Source organism: Clostridium paridis (genome assembly GCF_016765615.1).
GTDB lineage: Bacteria > Bacillota > Clostridia > Clostridiales > Clostridiaceae > Clostridium_T > Clostridium_T paridis.
In genome coordinates this window covers 756009-779057 of record NZ_JAESWA010000022.1, presented here as the reverse complement: position 1 = coordinate 779057, position 23049 = coordinate 756009, and the positions used below count along the sequence as shown (strand labels likewise).

The window sequence follows — 23049 nt, the reverse complement described above, 5'->3', positions numbered from 1 at the left end:
CAAAATAATATTATAAATTAGTATATTATTTTACTCGTTAGGAATCTACAATATTTTAAGTCTATAGATAAAATTATAAGTTTGGATTATAATCCAAGGCTCATTATCGCCTTTACGATTTTTTTATTACCCTAAATTGTTCATCAGTATTAGTATCAATAGTTTTAAAGGTATATCCTTTTTCTTTATAATACTTTATTATAGATGGAAGTGCTTTAACAGTATTTTTGTTGTTATTACTGCAGTGAAGTAGTAATATTATTCTATTTTTATCACTTTTAGAATTCTTAAGAATATCATATGAGGATAGTCCTTGAATTGCACCATCCTTACTATCAACATTCCAATCAAATATCTTTAAACCTTCGCTATGAAGCATATCAACCATTTTATTATCAATTTTATACATATTATTGTTACATCCAAAAGGAAACCTCAATATAGTGGACTTATAACCAGTAAGTTCCTCAAGCTCTTTTTGAGTTTTCTTCATTTCATCTAAAAATGAGCTTCTACTGCTATAAAGTTTATTTCTACTATGGGTATAAGAATGTAGTCCAATACTATGACCATTTTCATACATCCTAAACACAACATCTCTATTTCTCTGAATCTGTTCTCCTATTAGAAAAAAGGTTGCTTTTACTCCATATTCATCTAAAACATCTAGAACCTTATTACTTACTTTAGTGGGTCCATCATCAAAAGTAATATATATAACTTTTTCTTCACTTTCCATTCCATAGCAAGGAATAAAAGTTAATGTGAATAATAAGAATAAAGTTATAAAAAAAGTAAATTTAGACTTAGTCATTTCAATCAGCTCCTTTTCACAAGTATTATTTGCTATAAAACAAAAAATATTAGATATTTATTAAGTAATAAAAGGAGTGAATTCAATATTCTACTAATTTATAAAATATAAAAGCGTGAGTTTGCTCTATATATTTTTAAGATAAAATTATAAAAAATAAATAAAAATTAAGAAGTTAAGAAATTGAAATTATGTTATAATGTATGTAATTAAAAAAAAGCTTATGAAAAGGATGAGTTATATGGGAAAAGGTTTAAATACATTGATTTATTTATTAGTAACAATATTCATAATTGTTGGTGTAATAGCCTTATTATCTTGGATTTTACCTTATGTGTTAATTGGATTAGTTATATTCTGGGCTTATAGATACATAAAGAATAATATGTTAAAAAGCAGAAAGCATAATAATGTAAATAGATATTCAACTACTTATAAAGGACAGGAAGAATATACAGATGGAAATGTTATAGATGTAGATTATGAGGATGTTAAGAAGTAGAGGGATTTATTTGATATAGGTAGGAGAAGTAAAATGAAGTTAATTAATTCTAGGTATAGAATAGAAAAAACTATTTCTATGGGTGATGAAATTAATAGTTACTTAGTTAAAGATTTAGATGATTTAAAAGTATATGTATTAAAAGTAATTGAAACTAAAGTATTAAATGAAAGAATAAAAGAACATATTTTATCAAATATAACCTGGATTAAAAACTTAAACTTCCCAGGTTTAGTTAATGTGTATGAATTTTTAACTATTGAGAATATTGATGGTATTGTTTTAGAAAATAGAAAATATGCATATCTTATAGATCCAATATACGAAGATGTTATTAAATCAAAAATTTTGATGAAAAGCACTTTTGATTTTAAACTGAATTTATTTGCAAAGGTACTTAACATAATTAATACACTGAGTATTAAAGGATACAAGTATAGAAACTTATCTTTAGACAATATTTATTATAGTGAAGATGAAGTTAAGTTGACTGATATTCTAACTATGGAAATAGAAAAATTAAGCGTTATAAATAAAAATAGAGAAGTGGACATACTTGGAAGTAATCATGAAATTCAAGAGTATGATTTTAATCATATTGAAATTTCAAACATTTATTATGGGATTTTTGAAGACGAGTTAGAAAATAGAAGTGATAATAGTAGTAAAATTTTAGCTTTATATAAAAACATAAGAGATAAAATGTTTATTTCTCTAAATGAGTGTATAGATTATATAAATATTCATTTTGAAAAAGAGTACAGTAGATTCGATTACAATTCTTTAAATAAAATAATAGAAGATGTTGAAGTTATAGGAAGAGATTATGAAATTAAGAGATTTTCTCAAGTAGTGGATAACATAATTTCTAAAAAAAATAAATTTTCTATAATAGGGATTGATGGAGATGAAGGTAGCGGAAAGACAAAATTATTAAATTATTTTAAAACTTTAATCTATAATAAATTTGATTACAATGCTAACTTAATTGATTCAGATGATATAAAGAGAAATTCTGGTGGACAAATTAAGCAAAAGGATATTTTTGAGTATTTTTTAGGCTTTATAGATAAAAATTTAATAGAAAAATATGGACAGTACTTAGAGGAATTTTGTAGGTTACTAGCTCTCCCACATGAGGCTAGTGAGATAAGTAAAAGCAATAGGGAATTACAAACAATAAACAGAGTTGCAAAACTACTTTCAGAAATAACTAGAAATAAATTCACTGTTCTATTTGTAGATAATATAGAAAGTTGTAGTACGATTTTTAAACTGCTATTAAAATATTTATTTCTTTCAGAATCACAGTTTGAAAACCTACTTATAGTTATAACTTATAATGAAAATAAATTAAAGAAACATGAGGAAATAGAAGAATTAATATATAATTGTAAATTAACAGAGCGTTATGAAGAATATAAAATATCCTATTTAAATGAGATTTTATCTAGACAATTAATAAGAAACATTATGAATACATCATCAGAACTTTATGATTTTTCTAATAAGATATATAAAGAAACATTGGGAAATCCAATGTATATTATTGCAGTTGTAAAGAAATTATTTGAGGATAAATTACTTTTTGTATCAGAACAGACTGGAAGATGGAAATTAAACTTACAGCAGCAGGAAATTGCACTTCCAAGAAACATCGAATTAGAAATTGAGAGAAGCTTAAATGAGATTTCAATTAAGGAATATGAAATCATGAAGAAGATGTCTGTTATAAATGGTGCAGTTGAAGAAGACTTCTTATTTAAAGCAAATGTATTAGATAAAAATAATTATGATGAATTTTATTTATTGCAAAACAAAGGATATATTTCTGAAAAAATTTCTGACAGAGCAATACTCTATGAAATAAATAATAATCTTGTGAAAAAGATAGTATCTAAGAGTATAGATGAAAAAGAGAAAAAAGAATTACACAGAGAAATTTCAAAATTATTAGAGCATGAAATTGAACTAGGTCATGACTATAATGATGAACTTATTTATCAATTTGATGTTTTAGGTGAAACAAAAAAACTTATATACTTTTGTAAAAATAGAGGAAGACAGAAGTTAGAGTCTTGGGATAATATCAGAGCGATTTATTACTATAAAAAGGCATTAGAAGCAGAAGAAATTTCTAATGAAGAATATATTGAAATTGCTTTAATCTTAGCAGACTTATACTATAGACAAGGGGAAATTAAAGAGTCAACAAACTATTATTTTAATGTAATAGAAAAAACTGATAGTCAAGAGGATAAATCCCTTTGCTATTCAGGCTTAGCTATAGTTGGCTATAGAATTGATGGAATAAAAGAAACAGAATATTATTTGAAAAATTCAAGAGGTATTCTAAATAACCTTGATTATAAGTATGGCGAAGGAATATATAGTTTAGCGTTACTAAAACATCTTTGCTTTATTGGTAAATATTCTGAAGCTATTGAAGCAGGAGAGAGAGCACTCGAAATATGTGGGAGTGAAGATTTTGACTTAAAAGGATATTTAAACCTGTATATTGGATATTGTTATCTCAATATTTCTAAGGGGAAAGAAGCTATTGACTGCTTAAATAAGGCAAAAAGCTTATTTAATAAGACTTTTAATCTAAGAGGAGTAATTTCATCTAATATCTATTTAGGAACAACACTATTTGAAATAGAGGAAAATCTAGAGGGAGCATTGAGCTTTTTTATAAATGCACAGAAGGCTTCAGATAAACATCAAATTAAGGATTTAAACATACTTACAGAAATAAATGTCGCAGCAGCTTTAATGTCTCAGCGAAGATTTGCTGATTCAGAAGAACTCTTATTAAAGGCATTAGAAAAAGCTAACGAATGGAATCATGAGTTCTATAAGGGAATAGTTCTTTCTTATCTTAGTAGCTGTTATTTACATCTGGATAAGCTTCAATTAGCACATAGATATTTGGAAGCATCATTATTAGTAACTTCTAAGTATAATATTGGAGAAGCTTTCAGGAAATCCCTAAAGAGTAATGAAGCTAGATACCTATATAAAATTAAAGATTATCAAATGGCTTCAGAAATAATGTCTTCAGTTATTGAAGAAAGTTTTGGTCTTACAGGACAGTTAGTAAGCAAATTAAGATGTCAATTTCATTTCTATAATCTAAGAAATTGTAAGAACTTAGAAGATATAATAAGTGAAATAAATATAATTTTAGAGGAAATGAAATTAATAAGAGATGAATACTTTAAGGTTGATTTAACAATAGAAACAATACTTGAGCTTAATGATTTATCTTATGAAGACTTGGGTAGAGATTTATATAAATCTTTAAGCAATGTTTGCATTGATGAAAAACTAATTTTAAAGCTTAATTATATTAAACTGCTTTATGAGAAAAATGGAAAGTTATCTATAGTAACGGAGCTCCAAAGACTTATAGAAAATGTAGATGATGAAAGCTTAGTAGGTAAGGTAACAATTAGGATAGGTGAAACTTATGAAGAGCTTAATATTCCATTTAATGCTATAGAATACTATTACATGGCTTTAAGTCTAATAGTTAATAATATTAATTCATTACCAAATAAAAGTAAGTTAAACTATATTAATTATGGACGCTTTCTATATGCATATAATAAGTTTGCAAGCAGTCTAGAAAAGATAACTGGAAAACAATTGCTGAAGAAAGTAGAATATATTGGTTCGTTAGAAGAATTTGAAGGTTTATTGCATGTATTAGAAATATCAAATTTAATTAAAAATAATGAATTATTATATGAGTTAGAAGAGAATTATGATAAGTGTTTTTATAACTTTTATAAAAATATGTATGATGTATTCAATGTATTTAAAAGCGATATAATAAGCAACATAGATGTTTTAACAAAGTATTTATGTAAAATTACATTAGCTGATGGAGCCATTGTAACTATGCAGGATGCAGATGGGGTTGAATCTATAATTCATACAAATAGAGCAATAAACCCTAAAAGAAATGTTGAGTTTTTTAAGAGTAGATTAAATATTGATGAAGGAACTAAGATAATAAAAAAAGCCTTAGATTCAGAAAATAGGTTTAATGAAGAGTTGTTACCTAAAGGAATGAAAGCTGCAATATGCTTAAGGATAAAAAATAGGATTAGGATTAAGGCAACTGAAAATACTCAAGGTACATTAATCTTATATTCTAATAAATATTTAAATAATATCAATGAAAAAACTCTAGAAAAATTGGAAAAATTAATTCCGCTATTTGGATTTCTTTTAGACAAACAATATCTAACAATAAATTCAACTATAGATAAGTTAACAAGAGTTTATAATAGAAAGTATTTCGAAGAAACTTTTGCAGATTTATTAGAAAGTTCCAGACTAGAGCATAAAGAATTTTCAATTGCTATCTTTGACGTTGATAATTTCAAAGGAGTGAATGATAAGTTTGGACATGATCTAGGAGATAAGGTTTTAAGATCAGTTGCTGCAATCGTAAAAGATAGTTTAGAACCTGAAAACATACTAAGTAGATATGGAGGAGAAGAGTTTGTAATTATTTTCCCGAATAAGAATAAGGATAAGGCTTTATTGGAATGTGACAAATTTAGAGAAAAAGTTAGGGAAAGTAATATACTAGGGGGAAGACGTGAGCTTACTATAAGTATAGGGGTTTCTAATTTCCCAATTGACTCTACAAGAGCGGATGAACTTATCAAAAGAGCGGATGAAGCCCTATATGTTGCAAAGAATACAGGGAAGAATAAGACTGTACTTTGGGATCAAGAGTATGGAAAAGTAAGCCAGGCTAATGATAAGCTAACAGGAATACTATCAGGAAATACAAGTAATGACTATAGAAAAGTCAATGCTATTATGGATGTAATTGAGATAATAAAAAATAGGGGTAGTTTATCAGAAAAGATATATGAGCTTATGTCTAGAATAAATGAAATAGTAGAATCAGATGAAATAACCTTTTTCTTGGTTAAGGGTGATAAAGTTAAAGAAAGATATTCGAGGAAAAGGTATGAAGATGGTTGGTACGAGGTTTCTAGATTTAATGAAGATTTAGTAGAAGAAGTAATAATAAATAAAAGTGGCAGATATTTAGTAGATTGGGACAATGTATATAATCAAAATGGCAGTACATGGATGCCAGACTGGAGATCACTATTAATAGTTCCTTTAATAAAGAATGGTGAAGTAAAAGGAGTAATATATTTGTCTGTTTCTATAAATGAGAAAGAATTTAGTTATAATGACTTGAATTTTGTTAGTTCATTAGTAGGTATATTTTCGGCTATGCTATAAGCATAGCTTTTTTCTTTATAATGTGACACAAAAACTTCCTATCGAACATATTATGTTATAAGAAATACATCGAAGGAGGTATTTATATGTTTCAAAGTAGTCAAGAAGAAACCAGATTTCCACTAGAGGGAAATGAAAATAATGATATATTCGAGAGCTATCTCAGAAATGATGATGGATATGAATATGAGTGTCAAAATGAGAATGATGGGTGCAATTCCTGTAACGATTTTCAAGAAGAGGATTGTGATGATCATCATCACGACCATCACCATGAAGAAAAAGGCAGTATAGTTGTTTATTCAAAATTTAGAAGTGCAAGTGGAGAACCTTTATCTGGAGTAAAAGTAAATCTATATAGACTTACTGGAGGATGTCCTAAACTAATAAGTTCCAAGATTACAGACTGCAATGGTAGAGTAATCTTTGATAATCTTCCAAATGGATTCTATAGAGTAGTAGAAGAAATAGATAAGAGATTCTTCCAAAGACCAACTTATATACCTTGGAATGAAGTTGAAATTAATGATGTAGTAAAAACAGCTACTATTATAGTTGTAAACAGGTTACGCAGAAGAGATTGCAGAAGAAATGATTGTGGTTGTGAATTAGCAATAATTCTACTTCTATTCTTCTGTGGAGGCTGGGGCTTCTGGTTTTAAACTTAATTAATTTATATATAATTTTGTAAAAACTTTATAAATTCTTAAAATTATGAGGGAATAAAAATATCTATCGTAAGTTTTTATTCCCTTGAATACTATTGTCTAATTTAGTATTTTAATATAAAATTTTAGTATATTTTTATATAAGGAGAAAGTACAATTGAGTGAAGAAATAAATGTATACATAAAAGTAAATGAAGAGGGGGCTATTCCTACATATGGATCTGTACATGCTGCTGGTTGTGATTTATATGCAAGCATGGACTTAGTAATAAGACCTGGTGAAGTAAGAATAATGCCACTAAATTTTAGTATTGCAATACCAGATAACTGTGAAGCACAAATAAGACCAAGAAGCGGGCTATCGCTTAAAACAAACATAAGAATTCCTAATTCCCCAGGAACTATCGATGCTGATTATAGAGATATGGTAGGGGTAATAGTGGAGAATAACTATAATAATGCAAATTTAAAATATGAAATTTTAAGAAATCCAGAGATAATAAATGAACTTAAAGAAAATTATGTTGAGACAAGTTTATCTAAATATTTAAACAAAAGCCAAGAATTGAAAATTCTTGAGGATATTATCTATTTAGATAAAAAGGGTAATCCTTATGGAACAATTTATATTAAGAAAAATGAAAGAATTGCTCAAATGGTATTTTGTGAGTATAAAAAAGCAAAATTTATTGATCATGATAATCCAGCAGAAATAGGAGAAAATAGAGGCGGTGGATTTGGACATACGGGAGTATAGAAAAATAGAATTAATCGCCTTGACGATTTTTTTATATAAAAGCAGAAACCATAGAATAGTCTTTGGTTTCTGCTTTTATAATTTAATTTTCAGCTAAAGTTTCCCATTCTTCATATAGTTCATCAATTTTATTTTGAATTTCAGAAATTTGTTTATTTATAGTTCCACTCTTTTCTGGATTGGAGTATACTTCTGGAAGACATTGTTGTTCTTGAAGTTTTAGAAGAGTGTCTTCAGAATTTGCAATTTCTTTTTCAATATTTTGAATTCGGAGTTTAAAAGCTTTAGTTTCTTTTTCTGATTCCTTTTGCTTGCGCTTTTCTTCTCTAATTTGGGTTTTTGTTTTTCCTTGAACTTCGTTAAGCTGTTCATATCTAGTAGGGTTCTTTTTCTTCTCAGAATAATAAGTGTAGTTTCCTAAGTATTCTTTTATTCCATCAGCATTAAGTTCATAAATCTTATCTATTACTTTATTTAGAAAATATCTGTCATGTGAGATTACCATGAGTGTTCCATCATAAGATAAAATAGCGTCTTCAAGAGCTTCTCTTGATAAGATATCTAAATGATTAGTTGGCTCATCAAGTAATAATAAGTTTCCTTTCGCTAGCATTAATTTAAGAAGATTTATTCTGCATTTTTCACCACCACTTAGTAAAGAGATATTTTTAAAAACATCTTCTCCTTTAAATAAAAAAGCTGCTAATGCACCTCTAACTTCTGAAGTAGTTAATTCAGGAAAAGCATCCCATACCTCAGCTAAAATAGTATTGTTTAGATTTAAATCCGATTGTTCTTGATCGTAATATCCAAGCTCAACATTTCTTCCTATTACCTTAATACCACTATCGGGCTTAATATTATCTAATATTATTTTGAATAATGTGGTTTTTCCTCTTCCGTTTTCACCGATTAAAGCAACTTTATCTCCTCTTTTCAAATCGAAAGATAGATTATCAAATAATAAATTGTCACCATAAGATTTTTTTAAATTTTCAATATGTAGAACATCATTTCCACTCTTCACTCTTGTTTCAAAAGAAATTTTAGAGGCTGCTTTTTCTTTTTCAGGTGAATCTAAAAGCTCCATTTTTTCGAGAGCTTTTTCTCTACTTTCTGCAGCACGTATACTTTTTTCTCTATTAAAAGATCTGAAGCGTTCAATTATTTCTTTTTGCCTTTTAATTTCCGCTTGTTGAAGGTTATATGCTTTAGTACGTGCTTCTATATCTTTTTTTCTTAATTCTAAAAATTTAGTATATGGAGCACTATAGCAATATATTGAACCTTGTATTAATTCAAAAGTACCTGTTGTAACTTTATCTAAGAAAAATCTATCATGAGAAATTACTAGTACGCTTCCTTTATAGCTTAATAAGTATTCTTCAAGCCATTCAATTGCTTCCAAGTCTAGATGATTGGTAGGTTCATCTAGTAGCAAAATATCAGGATTTCTTAAAAGTAACTTAATTAGTGCGACCCTAGTTTTTTGACCACCACTTAAGTTAAATATATTCTTATCAAAATCAAGTTCAGTAAACCCCAGCCCTCTAATTACTCTAGATATTTCACCTTTATATGTATAGCCACCTCTATGGGAATATATATCCTGAAGGGTAGTGTAATCAGTTATTAATTTCTCGTGATAGGAGGCCTTATTTTCATCATAAGGTTCCTTTAATTTTTCCTCTAAAACTAGTAGACGAGCCTCTATATCGAGCAATTCTTGAAATACACTTAAAGCTTCACTGTAAATTGTACTATCTTCATCTAAAGCCAAATGTTGAGATAAGTATCCTAATGTTTTGTTTTTATCTAAAAAGACGTCACCTGAATCTTGAGATAACTCACCTGTTAATATTTTAAATAAGGTGGATTTCCCTTCACCATTGGCCCCTATAATTCCAACTTTTTCACCCTCATTAACTGAGAAGCTTAATTTATTAAGTATTACTTTTGTACCATAACTTTTTTCTAAATCCTTACATCCTAAAATAATCATTTTACTACTCCTTATTGGGGATAAAAATTCAATTTTATTATACTATATATAATTGCAAAATTCTAATTTAATATATAATAAAACAATTGTTTAGTGAATTGAAAGAAGGTATTATTAGTATATTATAATTATGGAGATTTATTGAGAGGGGAAAAGATCGCTATGAAGAATAAAAAAATAATTAGAAATATAGCAATCCTGTGCGTAATTGCTATTGCTGCATTTGGAGTATATAAGTTATCAGTTGGAAAGAAGAAGGATATAAGTGTACGAACTTCAAAAGCCGATGTAAAGGATTTAAAATCATATTTAAGTACCACTGGAAAAGTGGAGTCAGCTAATACTAAAGATTATTATACATCACAGCTTAAAGTAACAAAAATATATGTTAAAGTTGGAGATAATGTAAAGAAGGGGGATACCCTTGTTTCTTTCGATACAAGTGATTTAGATTCAGCAATTAAGCAAGCACAAATATCTTATAATAATGCTCAGCTTCAATATAATGATTTAATCAGCAAAAAAGGTACTATTGATAATAACATTAAGCAACTGGATGATACAATAAAACAATTAGAAGGTAAAACAGATGCTGCAAGTGCTCAAGCATTAGCTTTAGCAAAATTAAACAGAAACCAATTAATACCTATCAGCGATACACAAATAAAGCAAGCACAAAGTGCAGTGGACCTTGCCAAAATTCAGCTAGATAGTGCTAAAAATAAGGTATCAACAATGGGAGGGAGTATTGTAGCAGATTTTAATGGCACAGTTACAGCACTTAATCTATCTGAGGGCTCAGTAGGTAATCCTACTATTAAAGCTTTAACATTACAAGATTTGAGTGATTTAAAGATTAAAATATCACTAAATAAGAATGATTCAAGTAAAGTGGCAGTGAATTCTAAAGTTGTGATACATGGACCTGAAGGTGATGTGCCTGGAGTAGTTTCATTCATAGACCCTGCGGCAAAGCAAGATACTTCAAATCCATTGGCTGCTGGGGAAGTATCATTAGGTGGCGAAATAAAACCTACGGAGGACATAAAAGGATTAAAGGTAGAGTTTGATGTAGATGTAGATATTTTACTAGGAGAGAAGAGTGGTGCACTTTCAGTACCAGCGGAAGCTTTGAAATCAGCAAAAGGGAATAAATATTATGTTTATGTGGTTAATAATGGTGTTGTAAAAGAAGTTGAGGTTAAGGTAGGATTACAAACAGAATCTGATGCTGAAATATTATTGGGACTTAATGCGGGAGACGAGGTAATTTTAAACCCAAATGAAAACATAACGAATGGTACTAAAGTTACAGTATCATCTTAGGAAAAATTCTATGTAATGGGGGAGTTAGAGTGCTTCAAATAAAGAATGTGAGAAAAACATATAGGACGGGAGATATAGTATATGAAGCTCTTAAAGGAGTATCATTAGTGGTAGGGAAGGGAGAATTTACGGCAATAATGGGCCCTTCTGGCTCAGGAAAAAGCACACTTATGAATGTGCTTGGTTGTTTAGATAGGATGGATGAAGGAACATATATATTAAATAATCAAGATGTTTCTAACCTTACAGATAATCAATTAGCCTTAATTAGGAATAAAGAAATAGGATTCGTATTTCAGAATTTTAATTTGTTACCTAGGATGAGTATATTAGAAAATGTTGAACTACCAATGGTATATGGTGGAATTGGAGCCAAAGAAAGAAGAGAGAGAGCATTACATTCATTAGATAGAGTTGGATTAACTCCATGGATTAAGCATAGACCTAATGAAATTTCAGGAGGACAAAAGCAAAGAGTTGCTATAGCAAGAGCTATAGTAAATAGTCCATCAGTTATTATGGCTGATGAACCTACAGGTAATTTGGATTCAAAGGTTTCAGAAGAAGTAATGAAAATATTTCAACAGCTTAATGATGAAGGTGCAACAATAATAATGGTAACTCATGAACCAGATATAGCAAAGTATGCGAAACGAATACTTAAGGTAAGAGATGGTAACATTGTTGAGGATGATGTGGTTATAGATAGAATAGTACTATGAAATGATCTGAAAAGAGGTTAGAAAATGGGATTGTTAGAAAACTTTAAAATGGCAAAGGAAAGTATAGTTTCTAATAAATTAAGAAGCTTCTTGACTATGCTTGGAATAATAATTGGAATAAGTTCGGTTATAGCAATTTTATCATTAGGGGCAGGGGGAAAGGCGAGTATAACAGGAGAGCTTGAGAAAATAGGTTCCTCATCAGCTCAAATTAAAGTAGATACTCAAGAAGCTTCAAAAGGGGATTATTTTACCTTAAAAGACGTAGATTATTTAAAAGAAAAAGGTGAAAATATTAAATATGCATCAGCATCAGCTTCAAGGCAAAGCACAATAAGGTATAAAGATAAAGGCAAAAGAGCATATATGACTGGTAGTAATGAAGATATGAAGTATGTGCAAAATTCAGAGATATTATATGGTAGATTTTTCAATGAAAAAGAAGTTGAAGATGGAAAGAATGTTATAGTAATTGATGATATTACAGCATCTTATTTATTTGGATATAAGGACGCAGTAGATGAGACCATAACTTTAGGTAAGGATGCCAATATTAAAAAATTTAAAATAGTAGGTGTTACAAAAAGTGCTTCCTACATGGGAGGATCATTTAATGATCAGATGCCTGCAATGGTAAATGTTCCAATTACTGCATTAAGAAATATGTATGACGATTTATCTATTGATAATATTTATATTGTGTCAAATAGTAAGGAAACAACTGATGATGCAATAAATGAATCATTAAATATTCTAAGCGCAAAGCATAATAATCGTGGAGAAGATTTATATAGTGGAGAAAAACTATTAAAACAAGTTGATCAAGTCAATAAGATAATAGATATTTTTACATCTTTCATAGGTGCTGTAGCAGCCATTTCTCTTGTGGTTGGAGGGATTGGCGTTATGAATATTATGTTAGTTTCAGTAACAGAAAGAACTAGAGAAATTGGAATAAGAAAAGCAATTGGAGCCACAACTAACGCAATACTCATTCAATTCTTAACTGAATCAGTAATTATATCACTAATAGGTGGACTTATAGGTATGATTTTAGGGATTATGGGAGCTTACGCTATTGGCAGCTATGCAGATGTTACGCCTGTACTATCGCTTAGGGATATTATTTTAGTTATTCTTTTCTCCTCTTCTGTTGGTATATTTTTTGGTATATATCCTGCGAGAAAAGCTGCAAAATTAGATCCAATTGACGCATTAAGATATGAATAAAGCTTATTTAAATTAAAACATAGTAAAAAGCAGAGAAATTAGAAATGATAGCTTCTCTGCTTTTTATTATGTTCATTTTTACAAACCATCTTTGATGATAAATGTCTCCATTTTTGGGCAGTTATTGAGCAGTCCAACTACATAAAGCGTATAAAAATTATTTGCAATTAAATTTATTGGTTGAACTCTAAGATAAATAACATTATTTGTTGAAGAACTAATAGTAAAATTGTATTTTCCAGGTGTCAATGGCAAATAGCCAGTACTTTCTTCAAATTCTATATATTTAAATAATTTCTTGTCTTTCTTATTTACAAGATTAAGTAGTGGTGCTTCCGGTGATAGATGGATAAATCTAAAAAAAGTAGTTCCAAAGCTATGGGATTTATTTCCATCTATTATAGGGATTAAATCTAATAAGTTTAATTTATTTATTATAGCTATAGTATAAATAGAATGAGGCGATAGTTCAATTATTTTAGAGGCTATTGGAAGCTTATTATCTCTAGATAAAAATATAGAGATTTTATGTTCTCCGGTAATTAAAGGAACGTAAATTGAATACTCCTTATATTCAATATTACTAAATGCTAAAGTATCGTCAATATAAACATCTATTGATGAAGTACTAGGAGACGTATTAAAAAAACGTACGAAAATTTCCATTTGAGGCAAAGTGTTTGTGAACAATTGCCCTAAACCATTTTTTGAAGATTGATTTTGAAAATAATTCATTTAGTCTCCTCTAAAGATTTTCAAATGGCATTACTTTATTATTTTCATTATATTTAAGAGAGAGAGCTATAATTCTCTTTACAATCATTTTATATGTTGATTTTGGAATATTATAAGCTCTTAATGAACTTATTAGGCCAGGATTATTCTGTTCAATTTTATTTAGCACGTCGTTAGCTGCTTTTATTTCTTCAATAAATAAACTATCATCTTCATCCTCATCTATAGTTCTAATTAGAGTTAGTGGATCAGGTGGATTAATAACATTTTGGCTTTGAGTGCTTAAAAAAAGGTTATTATTTAAGTCACCTTTAAGCTTACTTGATTTAATTAGGCTTTGTGAAGTAACACCTGATTCAAAGCCATTTGGAAAAGATGATAAATTTAAGGTGTCGTGAAATACCCTAAAAGTTAAATCCTTATCTTTATTAGATTCATTCATATTTAAACCTCCATTTATATTGTTAAAATAAATAATTTACTAATAAAAATTATGAAAAAATTGCTTTTATTAGAACTTTATTTAACAAAAACTTTTAAATTTGAGTATTATACATAGGGAGGTAATGCATATGTTTCCTGAGGATGAGAGAATAAGAAATAAGTTTATAGGGGTAAACTCTGAAATAAAGCTTTTTAATGGACAAAAAGCAAATTTTATTAATTTTGATAATGCAGCTACTACCCCAGCATTTAAAAAAGCAGCACAGTACTTGAATAACTTCTTGCCTTGGTATGGAAGTGTTGGAAGAGGGGCAGGATATAAATCTCAAATTAGCACAGATTTGTTTGAAGGGTCAAGAAAAAAAATATTGGAATTTTTCTCCCTTAAAAATAGAGATGATTACGAAGTTATATACGTTAAAAATACGACAGAAGGTATAAATAAGTTAGCTAGTAGACTAATAACCTCTGCAGATGATTTAGTTATAACAACAAGAATGGAGCATCACTCAAATGATTTACCTTGGAGAGGAAAATGTAAGCTAGAATATATTGATGTAGATGAGTATGGAAAAATATCTTTAGATGATTTAGAAGAAAAGTTAATAGCGAACATGGATAGGTTTAAGTTTCTTGCAATTACTGGTGCATCTAATGTTACAGGATATATAAATCCTATAAATAAAATAGCTAGGTTGGTGCATAGATATGGTGGACGTATAATAGTTGATGGAGCTCAATTGGTACCGCATAGAAGAATAAATATGTCAGGGGTTAGATCTGGGGAAGAAATTGATTACCTTGTATTTTCTGCTCATAAAATATATGCACCATTTGGAGTAGGAGTTATTATTGGAAAGAAAGATGGCTTAATAAATGGAGAACCTGATTTAAAAGGTGGAGGAACTGTTGAATTAGTTACAGATGATAAAGTTATTTGGAAAGATAATGAAGGAAAAGATGAGGCTGGAACACCAAATATATTAGGAATTGCAGCATTACTTGGGGCATTGGAAGAAGTTGATGCTATAGGCTACGAAACTATAGAGAGAAGAGAAGAAGTGTTATTAAAAAATTTGTTTGAAGGATTAAGGAATATAAAAAGAGTAAGAGTATATGGTGTACCTATTGTTCAAAAAGATAGACTAGGTATCGGTGTATTTAATATCAATGGAATAAATCATACTGAATTATCACAACTATTATCTACTCTAAGTGGAATATCAACCCGAAATGGATGTTTTTGCGCACAACCATATGTTCAGAGACTTCTTGGAATTCCTAAATCAGAAATTCAGAAGCATTTGGAGAATCCTAAAATGATAAAGGATGGAATGGTTAGGGTTAGTTTTGGAGTATATAATACGTTGGATGAACTTTGGACATTCCTTAATACCATGGAATATATATCAAAAAAATATTAAAAATACTCAAAGAAAAAGGTAGCTCCATTTTACTGTAAATGGGAGCTACCTTTTATTATCTTTGGTTGAAGACCTTAAATTTTGGTAGAAAGTTTTCTAATGTAAAATTTGGATCTCCAGCTATTAATGGTCTTAAGTATTCAATAGCTTCTTCAGTTATATGATTTCCAGCATCATTAATCCATTCTTTAGGGAAATACTTAACCTTATTAGCTATTTCAGTAGTTGGTACTGTAAAGGTTGAATATGTATAAGGAAAATTTGTTTCTCTTTTTATAGCAACCATAAATCCGGACTCGTTTTCCAATGAATATCTTAATGCATCATAACCAACTTGATAAGCTTCATCAATGTCTGTTTGAGAGGCTGAATGCATTGAACATCTTTGAAGAACTCCTAATTCTAAAGCTTTTACCCTGTCTGTTATTCCAGCTTTTATTATTTGAGCTCTAAGATAATTTCCAACACCACCTAGTTGAGCGTGTCCAAATCTATCAAGGGATTTAATTCCGTTAATTAATGAAAGAAATTCTCCATTCTCATTAACAAGTCCTTCAGACGCTACTATGTAAACTTTATTATTTTCTTCAAATTTTTTCTTCACATCTTCTAAAAATTTATATAATGAAAATGTTTTTTCTGGAAGATATATAAAATCAGCAACTGGTTTTCCATTCTTTTGAGCTAATGCAGCTGAAGCTGCAAGCCATCCAGTATCTCTACCCATTGTTTCTAATATAAAAATACCGTTATTTATATAAACAGAAGAGTCGTAAAAAGTCTCTAAAGTTGTTGTTGCAATAAACTTACCAGCTGAACCGAAACCAGGAGTATGATCAGTACACATAAGATCATTATCAATAGTCTTCGGAATTCCGATAAACTTAATATCTATTCCAAATTCTTTTCCATAGGCAGTCAATTTGTTTGTAGTATCCATTGAATCATTACCACCTACATAGAAGAATGCAGTAATATCTAATTCTTTTAATATAGTCATTAACTTTTCATATTCTTCAGGGGATTGTGTATGATCCTTTAATTTATACCTGCAAGAACCAAGCCCGGAAGAAGGTGTGTATTTAAATAAATCTAATTGGTCTTGAGGTACATCACTCAAATTCACAATGTTTTTCGCTAAAATTCCTTCAATACCATTTAATCCGCCATATACATTATCAAAGGCTTTAAATTCTTTATTTGCTTCAATTAACCCTACAACACTTGAATTTATAACAGAGGTTGGACCTCCAGATTGTGCAATAATACAATTAGACATGAATTATCTCCTTTAAAACTTATTATATTAAATGTGCTATACTATTTAATGCTTTAAATACTCCATATACTAATATACACTATGTAATTAATATGTCAAAGGTATTTTTTGCAACATATAGAACAAGAAAACGATTATATAATAAAAAAATATTAAATGTGCTATACTATTTAAATGTTTAATATTTTTATTATTAATATCATATAAATTAAGTAAGAATAATTATGTTACTTTGTAATAAAATATATAGAACTCATTATGAACTTAAAGGGGAAGTATAAATGATAGGAGTAGTTATTATTGCATTGGCCTTAGCGATGGATGCCTTTGGAGTTGCATTAAGTATAGGTATTAATTGTGCTGTTAAACGTAAAAATAAATTTTATTTTGCAATTTCATTTGGATTTTTTCAATTTTTATTATCTCTTATAGGCGCAATAGGAGGATATTATTTTAATAATTATATAGCAAATATACCTAATATAATAGGGGGAGCTATAATTGCAGTTGTAGGAGTTTTAATGATAAAAGAAGGTATGCAGCAAAAGGATGAATGTATACTATTAAATCCCAAAATGTATTTCGTACTAGGCATATCTGTAAGTATTGATGCCTTAGTTGTTGGATTTACTGCATTACATGATACTATAAATCCGCTAATTGTAATTTTCTATACTAGCATTATTGGTATTACTACGCTCATTTTAAGTCTAATATCTTTTTATATATCCAGGTATGCTAAAAGAATAAGCTTCATAGCTAAATATGCAGACTATATTGGTGGAATTATATTGATGATTTTCGGGTTTAAAATGATGTTTTTATAATGCATAGGGCTTTTTATAGGAAACTATTTTACTCTTTTAGAATTTATAATTTTTATGATATAATGTATATCAAAGAATAAAATTTATATGTTTGATATAAAATCAATATTTATTTTTAGAGGCAAAGTATGAAATATGAAGAACTATTAAAAGAAAAGAAAATGAAAATAACAAAGGGTAGAATGGCAATTTTAAATATACTCGAAGAAAACAATAAAAGTTTAACTGCTGAAGAGATATATTCATTATTAGGTGAACAGGATAATGATGTTAATTTATCAACAGTTTATAGAACATTGGAGCTTTTTGACGATAAAGATATAGTGGATAAACTTTTCTTACCAGAAGGGTGCTATGGATATTCTTTAAAGAGAGATGACCATAAGCATTTATTGAAATGCGATATGTGTAGTAAAGAAGTTCTTGTACCATGTCCTATTAAACAAATTCAAGAGATAATAAATTCGGAAGCTGGTTTTAAGATAACAGAACATTCAATTAAGTTACATGGAATTTGTGATGAATGTAATAAGAAAAATAAGTAAATATAGAACCCTTTACTTCAATAATGAAGTAAGGGGTTCTATTACTTTAATAATTCTTTTTATTGAATATAATTACTAATATTAAAGTTATAACGCTCATTAATGCAATGGTTCCACCTGGAGCGGAATTGCCATAATAAGATAATACAAGACCTCCTAAAACATCAATCATCCCAAATATAATTGAAAGTAATAGAGTAGTCTTAAATCCTTTTTTTATAACCAGTGCAGTAGCAACTGGAACTACTATTATTGAAGAAATCACTAATATTCCCATTATTCTAATAGATACAGAGATAGTTGCTCCAATCAGTAAGGTGAAAATATAGTTTATTACCTTTACCTTAACACCAGAAACTTTTGCACCTTCCTCATCGAAAGTAATATACACCAGTTGGTTATAGAAAAAATAGAGAACACCCATGCATATTAGGGATACGATAAATATCAATAATAACTCACTGGAGTTTACAGTTAGTATACTTCCGAATAGATACGAACTTACTTTGGCAGTTGTTTTACCAGAACTTACAAGTATAATTGCAAGTCCTAAACTTAAGGTAAGAACAATTGACATAACAAGCTCAGCATATTTTTTAAAATATCCTCTTAAAAATTCAATTACAACAGCACATAAGGTTGTAAAAGCAAGAGAGGTGAACAATGGATTAATACCACTTACAAGCCCAATGGCAACCCCTGCGAAGGAGGAGTGGGAAAGTGTATCTCCAATCATAGAATAGCGGCGTAATACAATAAATAAGCCTATACTAGGACAAAGAATTGAAATCATAAGTCCTGCTAAAAGGGCTTTTTGCATAAATTCGTATGACAGCATTTATAAAACCTCCCTTTCTCTTTGTGTCTCATATTCATTTAGTTCATAAAGTGAGGCATTGAAATCTCTAACATCTATAACATGAGTAGAATACTCTAAAGCTCTTGTAATATTATGATCAACAGAGAGTATAGTAAGCCCTTTTTCTCTGTTTAATCTTTGTAGTAAGGCATAAAGTTCTATCTGATTTTTTTCATCGACTCCAGAGGAAAGCTCATCTAACATTAAAAGTTCTGGTTCTCCAAGCAAAGCTTTTGCAATAAATACTCTTTGTTGCTGTCCTCCAGATAGTGAGCCCACTAAGGAATTTTTAAAATCTTTCATATTTACATAATCAAGAATACTATCAATGGAGTTTGAACCTTTAATACCAATGGTTCTGCAGTGCACCTTAAGCAATTCATAGACAGTTATAGGAAAGCTGCTATTAAATCCATCAACTTTTTGAGCAACATAACCAATAGAGCATTTTTCAATAGTTATGTCACCTTTTAATGGAGTTAAAATACCAAGTAATAGCTTTAACAATGTAGTTTTTGCACTCCCATTCTCGCCTATTATTGAAGTAAAACTTCCTTTTGGGATATTTAAATTAATATTATTTAATATATAAGGCATACCACCTGAATAGGAAAAGGTTAAATCGTTTATTTGTATCAAATTAAATCAGCTCCTGCAGTTGTTAATAATTAATGTATTTAAAATTTAAAATACATATTAAATTATATAACTAATTGCAAATGGTTTGCAACAAAAAATATTAATACAATAATATTTTTACTTGTCATTATTAACTGGAGAAATATTATCTATTTGCCAATAACCTTTAGATGTTTTTTCAAAAGACACTTTATATGAAGAATATTTATGCGGGGATGTATCCTCTAATCCAGAAGCAGTTACTTGTGCAGTTTTATCGTCTTCATAAGTCAAGTTAACTTCTTTTACTCTAAGGAGTTTATAATCTTTTGCATACTTAGAAGTCATATAATAATCCACTGCATAGTATATATCTTTGCATTTATAGTTAATGTACAAAGTCCTTCCTACTATAGTTAAGGGAATAAGTAGCAAAGCTATAATAATAGCTCTGGTAAGTACTAGTTTAATTTTTCGTTTCTTACGAATGTTAAATCGATATAAACGACTATTTGTATCAATAGTTTTTTTTGAAATTCTTCTATTATCTAATCTTCTTGCAGTACTCATAAAAACACCTCCAAATAATATATTACCAAATTATGGTAAAATTATAAAGAGTTATTGCATCTGAAGCTTATAAAAACATATAATAGGTATATAATAATTATGTGAAAGGATGGGACTTAAATGGATTTTTCAGCATTAGTTTTAATGGAAAGAGATGGAGCTACAGGGCATTTAATAAGAGAAGTAGGCAGTTATAGCGTAAATGAAGGTGCAATATATGTAACAAAGTTATATTTACAGGATGGAGTAGTAAATTTATTTTTCGGAACTGGTAAGGATGTGGAAGACTGGGAGTTCTCAGCAATATATGATTTGTTTGATGTGGATGCATTTGAAAAACTTGGATACAATATTGAAGAAATAGATAGCGAATTTAATCCACTTTGGAAGATAACGTTTGATTATGAGGATGACCATGAGGAAATTAGAGCAATTCTAAATGAACTTTGTACAATTATCAATGAGTGTATTTCAAAAGTACTGGAGGATATAAAAGACAAAGAAAGCGAGTATATATAGGTTTTTTAGGGCACTTAATTTATTCATACATAAAGAAGTTGTTCATTGAACTTAAAACCCTATATAAAAAATGAGGTGAAAAAATGAGTGAAGATAAAAAATTGAAAAATAGAAATGAAATTGATGAATCTTATAAATGGGATATATCTAAGGTTTATAGCTCAGTAGATGAGTGGGATAAAGAATTTCAGGAGCTTAAAGATGAGGCACCAAAGCTAAAGGAGTACTCTGGTCAGCTTAAAACTGGAGAAAAAATATTAGAATATATGAAATTAAGTGAAAAAACTTCTAGAAAAGCTGAAAAGTTAATGATTTATGCACATCTAAGAAGTGATGAGGATACTGCAAATTCTAAGTTTCAAGTGTTAAAAGATAAAATTGATGCTTACTTAGCTGAACTTGGAAGTTATAGTGCATTTTTTGTTCCTGAAATTTTGGAATTAACTGAGGAATTTCTAATAAAAGAGATAGATAGAATTCCTGAACTAAAGATATATGAATTTTTATTTAAGGATATATTAAAAGAAAAACCACATGTACTTACTAAGGAAATGGAAGAATTAATGGCTTCTGTATCTGATTGTTTAGATGCACCTTCAAATATTCATAATCTTTTAACTAATGCAGACATGACCTTTGGAACAACAAATGATGATGAAGGAAATGATGTGGAATTAAATGAAGGTAACTATTCTACTTTTGTAAGAAGTAAAAATAGATCAGTAAGAGAAAATGCATTTAAAAAGCTTTATGGTGGATATAAGGCTTTAGAAAATACTCTTGCAGCAAGTTTAAGTGCATCAATAAAAAATGATATATTTTCAGCTAAAACAAGAAAATATTCAAGTGCTTTAGAGCAAGCCTTGAAGCCAAATGATATTCCATTAGATGTTTATAAAAATTCAGTGAAAACTATAAACGAAAATCTATCGTTATTACACAGATACATTAAACTTAAGAAAAAATTATTAAAACTAGATGAAATGCACATGTATGATTTATATGTCCCAGCAATAGATGTTCCAAAAGAGCATATAGAATATGAAAAAGGAATTGAAATAATTAAGAAAGCTTTAAATCCTCTAGGAGAGGAGTATTTAGGAATTTTTCAAGAGGGAATTGATAATGGATGGGTAGATGTTTACCAAAATAAAGGAAAGAGATCAGGAGCTTACTCATGGGGAAGTTATGATACTATGCCTTATGTTTTATTGAATTATAATTTCCAGCAACATGATGTATCCACTTTAGCTCATGAGATGGGACACTCAATTCACTCTTATTATTCAAGAAAATTTCAACCATATTTTTATGCAGGCTATACAATTTTTTGTGCTGAAGTAGCATCAACAACAAATGAAGCTCTTCTTATTCATTATCTTATAGAGAATGAAAATGACAAAAATAAAAAATTGTATTTAATAAATGAAGAACTTGAACAAATTAGAACTACAGTATTTAGGCAATTAATGTTTGCAGAATTTGAACTTTTAACTCATGAAAGCTTAGAGAATGGAGAACCTCTTTCTGCAGAAGCTTTAAACAGTATTTGGTTAGACTTAAATAAGAAATATCATGGAGATCATATGATAGTGGATCAAGAAATAGAAAGTGAATGGAGTAGAATCCCACATTTCTATAATGACTTTTACGTATATCAATATGCAACTGGTTATGCAGCAGCATCATCCTTTGCTAATTCTATATTAAAAGGAGAAAAGGATGCAGTAGAGAAATATAAGGGATTCTTAAAAAGTGGAGGCTCAGACTATCCAATTAATATATTAAAAAATGCAGGGGTAGATATGACATCTTCAAAACCACTTGAAGCGACATTAGAGAGATTTAATGAATTATTAGATATGCTAGAAAAAGAAATTAAATAATTATTAGGGGACGGTTAACATTTAATCGTCCTTTAATTATGT

Annotated in this window: 20 protein-coding genes; 12 read left to right on the top strand and 8 right to left on the bottom strand. The window is 29.0% G+C overall.

The window, feature by feature from the left end:
* Positions 1–112: 112 nt before the first annotated feature.
* Complete coding sequence (locus JK634_RS11635; RefSeq protein ID WP_202767812.1) at positions 113–814, bottom strand: polysaccharide deacetylase family protein; 702 nt, start codon at positions 812–814, stop codon at positions 113–115.
* A 241-nt stretch (positions 815–1055) separates the two neighbouring features.
* On the opposite strand from JK634_RS11635, the gene JK634_RS11630 reads away from it, so the two are divergent.
* The 4 genes from JK634_RS11630 to JK634_RS11615 all read left to right on the top strand — a co-directional run bounded on the left by JK634_RS11630 (position 1056) and on the right by JK634_RS11615 (position 8021).
* The gene (locus tag JK634_RS11630) at positions 1056–1316 is read left to right on the top strand and encodes a hypothetical protein (RefSeq protein WP_202767811.1); all 261 of its coding nucleotides are present in this window, start codon (positions 1056–1058) and stop codon (positions 1314–1316) included.
* A 33-nt stretch (positions 1317–1349) separates the two neighbouring features.
* A complete protein-coding gene (locus JK634_RS11625; protein ID WP_202767810.1) occupies positions 1350–6596 on the top strand; it encodes a diguanylate cyclase in 5247 nt (1748 codons plus the stop codon).
* Between the two features lie 86 nt (positions 6597–6682).
* The gene (locus tag JK634_RS11620) at positions 6683–7258 is read left to right on the top strand and encodes a prealbumin-like fold domain-containing protein (protein ID WP_202767809.1); all 576 of its coding nucleotides are present in this window, start codon (positions 6683–6685) and stop codon (positions 7256–7258) included.
* 163 nt (positions 7259–7421) lie between these two features.
* On the top strand, positions 7422–8021 hold the full coding sequence (locus tag JK634_RS11615) for a dUTP diphosphatase (protein ID WP_202767808.1): 600 nt from the start codon (positions 7422–7424) through the stop codon (positions 8019–8021).
* Between the two features lie 82 nt (positions 8022–8103).
* On the opposite strand, the gene abc-f is transcribed toward JK634_RS11615, so the two are convergent.
* Complete coding sequence (gene abc-f, locus JK634_RS11610; RefSeq protein ID WP_202767807.1) at positions 8104–10023, bottom strand: ribosomal protection-like ABC-F family protein; 1920 nt, start codon at positions 10021–10023, stop codon at positions 8104–8106.
* 162 nt (positions 10024–10185) lie between these two features.
* On the opposite strand from abc-f, the gene JK634_RS11605 reads away from it, so the two are divergent.
* From JK634_RS11605 to JK634_RS11595, 3 genes are read left to right on the top strand one after another with little or no spacing between them, the layout of a single operon-like run.
* Positions 10186–11349: an efflux RND transporter periplasmic adaptor subunit gene (locus JK634_RS11605; RefSeq protein WP_202767806.1), complete on the top strand. Its 1164-nt coding sequence runs from the start codon at positions 10186–10188 to the stop codon at positions 11347–11349.
* Between the two features lie 29 nt (positions 11350–11378).
* Positions 11379–12071 carry an ATP-binding cassette domain-containing protein gene (locus JK634_RS11600; RefSeq protein WP_202767805.1) on the top strand — a complete coding sequence of 231 codons (693 nt, stop codon included), beginning with the start codon at positions 11379–11381 and terminating at the stop codon, positions 12069–12071.
* 24 nt (positions 12072–12095) lie between these two features.
* Positions 12096–13301 (top strand): ABC transporter permease, encoded by a 1206-nt coding sequence (locus tag JK634_RS11595; protein WP_202767804.1) that lies wholly within the window; start codon positions 12096–12098, stop codon positions 13299–13301.
* 78 nt (positions 13302–13379) lie between these two features.
* Here JK634_RS11595 and JK634_RS11590 read toward each other — a convergent pair whose 3' ends face one another.
* Together JK634_RS11590 and JK634_RS11585 are read right to left on the bottom strand one after the other, a co-directional pair.
* Positions 13380–14036 carry a DUF4397 domain-containing protein gene (locus tag JK634_RS11590; RefSeq protein WP_202767803.1) on the bottom strand — a complete coding sequence of 219 codons (657 nt, stop codon included), beginning with the start codon at positions 14034–14036 and terminating at the stop codon, positions 13380–13382.
* Positions 14037–14046: 10 nt separating this feature from the next.
* Positions 14047–14478 (bottom strand): hypothetical protein, encoded by a 432-nt coding sequence (locus tag JK634_RS11585; RefSeq protein WP_202767802.1) that lies wholly within the window; start codon positions 14476–14478, stop codon positions 14047–14049.
* 130 nt (positions 14479–14608) lie between these two features.
* Here JK634_RS11585 and JK634_RS11580 point away from each other — a divergent pair, with 130 nt between their 5' ends.
* Positions 14609–15904, top strand: coding sequence for an aminotransferase class V-fold PLP-dependent enzyme (locus tag JK634_RS11580; RefSeq protein ID WP_202767801.1), 1296 nt, complete (start codon positions 14609–14611; stop codon positions 15902–15904).
* Positions 15905–15959: 55 nt separating this feature from the next.
* Here the strand turns inward: JK634_RS11580 and JK634_RS11575 are convergent, their stop codons facing one another.
* Positions 15960–17183, bottom strand: coding sequence for a 6-phosphofructokinase (locus tag JK634_RS11575; RefSeq protein WP_202767800.1), 1224 nt, complete (start codon positions 17181–17183; stop codon positions 15960–15962).
* A gap of 281 nt (positions 17184–17464) precedes the next feature.
* On the opposite strand from JK634_RS11575, the gene JK634_RS11570 reads away from it, so the two are divergent.
* Entirely contained in the window at positions 17465–18010 is a 546-nt protein-coding gene (locus tag JK634_RS11570; protein ID WP_202767799.1) for a manganese efflux pump MntP, read from the top strand.
* A 128-nt stretch (positions 18011–18138) separates the two neighbouring features.
* On the top strand, positions 18139–18555 hold the full coding sequence (locus tag JK634_RS11565; protein WP_202767798.1) for a Fur family transcriptional regulator: 417 nt from the start codon (positions 18139–18141) through the stop codon (positions 18553–18555).
* Between the two features lie 46 nt (positions 18556–18601).
* Here JK634_RS11565 and JK634_RS11560 read toward each other — a convergent pair whose 3' ends face one another.
* From JK634_RS11560 to JK634_RS11550, 3 genes are all read right to left on the bottom strand, one after another.
* On the bottom strand, positions 18602–19393 hold the full coding sequence (locus tag JK634_RS11560; RefSeq protein ID WP_202767797.1) for a metal ABC transporter permease: 792 nt from the start codon (positions 19391–19393) through the stop codon (positions 18602–18604).
* Positions 19394–20053, bottom strand: coding sequence for a metal ABC transporter ATP-binding protein (locus JK634_RS11555; protein WP_202767796.1), 660 nt, complete (start codon positions 20051–20053; stop codon positions 19394–19396).
* A 117-nt stretch (positions 20054–20170) separates the two neighbouring features.
* Positions 20171–20602 (bottom strand): hypothetical protein, encoded by a 432-nt coding sequence (locus JK634_RS11550; RefSeq protein WP_202767795.1) that lies wholly within the window; start codon positions 20600–20602, stop codon positions 20171–20173.
* Between the two features lie 120 nt (positions 20603–20722).
* Here JK634_RS11550 and JK634_RS11545 point away from each other — a divergent pair, with 120 nt between their 5' ends.
* Entirely contained in the window at positions 20723–21121 is a 399-nt protein-coding gene (locus JK634_RS11545; protein WP_202767794.1) for a DUF6762 family protein, read from the top strand.
* 83 nt (positions 21122–21204) lie between these two features.
* Positions 21205–23007: an oligoendopeptidase F gene (pepF, locus tag JK634_RS11540; protein ID WP_202767793.1), complete on the top strand. Its 1803-nt coding sequence runs from the start codon at positions 21205–21207 to the stop codon at positions 23005–23007.
* Positions 23008–23049 lie beyond the last annotated feature (42 nt).

Bases quoted from the DNA above. Each gene is read 5' to 3' on its own strand.
- JK634_RS11625 (WP_202767810.1), top strand. From the start codon at position 1,350: ATGAAGTTAATTAATTCTAGGTATAGAATAGAAAAAACTATTTCTATG.
- JK634_RS11590 (WP_202767803.1), bottom strand. From the start codon at position 14,036: ATGAATTATTTTCAAAATCAATCTTCAAAAAATGGTTTAGGGCAATTG.
- JK634_RS11560 (WP_202767797.1), bottom strand. From the start codon at position 19,393: ATGCTGTCATACGAATTTATGCAAAAAGCCCTTTTAGCAGGACTTATG.
- JK634_RS11630 (WP_202767811.1), top strand. From the start codon at position 1,056: ATGGGAAAAGGTTTAAATACATTGATTTATTTATTAGTAACAATATTC.
- JK634_RS11570 (WP_202767799.1), top strand. From the start codon at position 17,465: ATGATAGGAGTAGTTATTATTGCATTGGCCTTAGCGATGGATGCCTTT.
- JK634_RS11550 (WP_202767795.1), bottom strand. From the start codon at position 20,602: ATGAGTACTGCAAGAAGATTAGATAATAGAAGAATTTCAAAAAAAACT.
- JK634_RS11580 (WP_202767801.1), top strand. From the start codon at position 14,609: ATGTTTCCTGAGGATGAGAGAATAAGAAATAAGTTTATAGGGGTAAAC.
- JK634_RS11565 (WP_202767798.1), top strand. From the start codon at position 18,139: ATGAAATATGAAGAACTATTAAAAGAAAAGAAAATGAAAATAACAAAG.
- JK634_RS11575 (WP_202767800.1), bottom strand. From the start codon at position 17,183: ATGTCTAATTGTATTATTGCACAATCTGGAGGTCCAACCTCTGTTATA.
- pepF (WP_202767793.1), top strand. From the start codon at position 21,205: ATGAGTGAAGATAAAAAATTGAAAAATAGAAATGAAATTGATGAATCT.
- JK634_RS11545 (WP_202767794.1), top strand. From the start codon at position 20,723: ATGGATTTTTCAGCATTAGTTTTAATGGAAAGAGATGGAGCTACAGGG.
- JK634_RS11585 (WP_202767802.1), bottom strand. From the start codon at position 14,478: ATGAATGAATCTAATAAAGATAAGGATTTAACTTTTAGGGTATTTCAC.
- JK634_RS11635 (WP_202767812.1), bottom strand. From the start codon at position 814: ATGACTAAGTCTAAATTTACTTTTTTTATAACTTTATTCTTATTATTC.
- JK634_RS11620 (WP_202767809.1), top strand. From the start codon at position 6,683: ATGTTTCAAAGTAGTCAAGAAGAAACCAGATTTCCACTAGAGGGAAAT.
- JK634_RS11605 (WP_202767806.1), top strand. From the start codon at position 10,186: ATGAAGAATAAAAAAATAATTAGAAATATAGCAATCCTGTGCGTAATT.
- abc-f (WP_202767807.1), bottom strand. From the start codon at position 10,023: ATGATTATTTTAGGATGTAAGGATTTAGAAAAAAGTTATGGTACAAAA.
- JK634_RS11595 (WP_202767804.1), top strand. From the start codon at position 12,096: ATGGGATTGTTAGAAAACTTTAAAATGGCAAAGGAAAGTATAGTTTCT.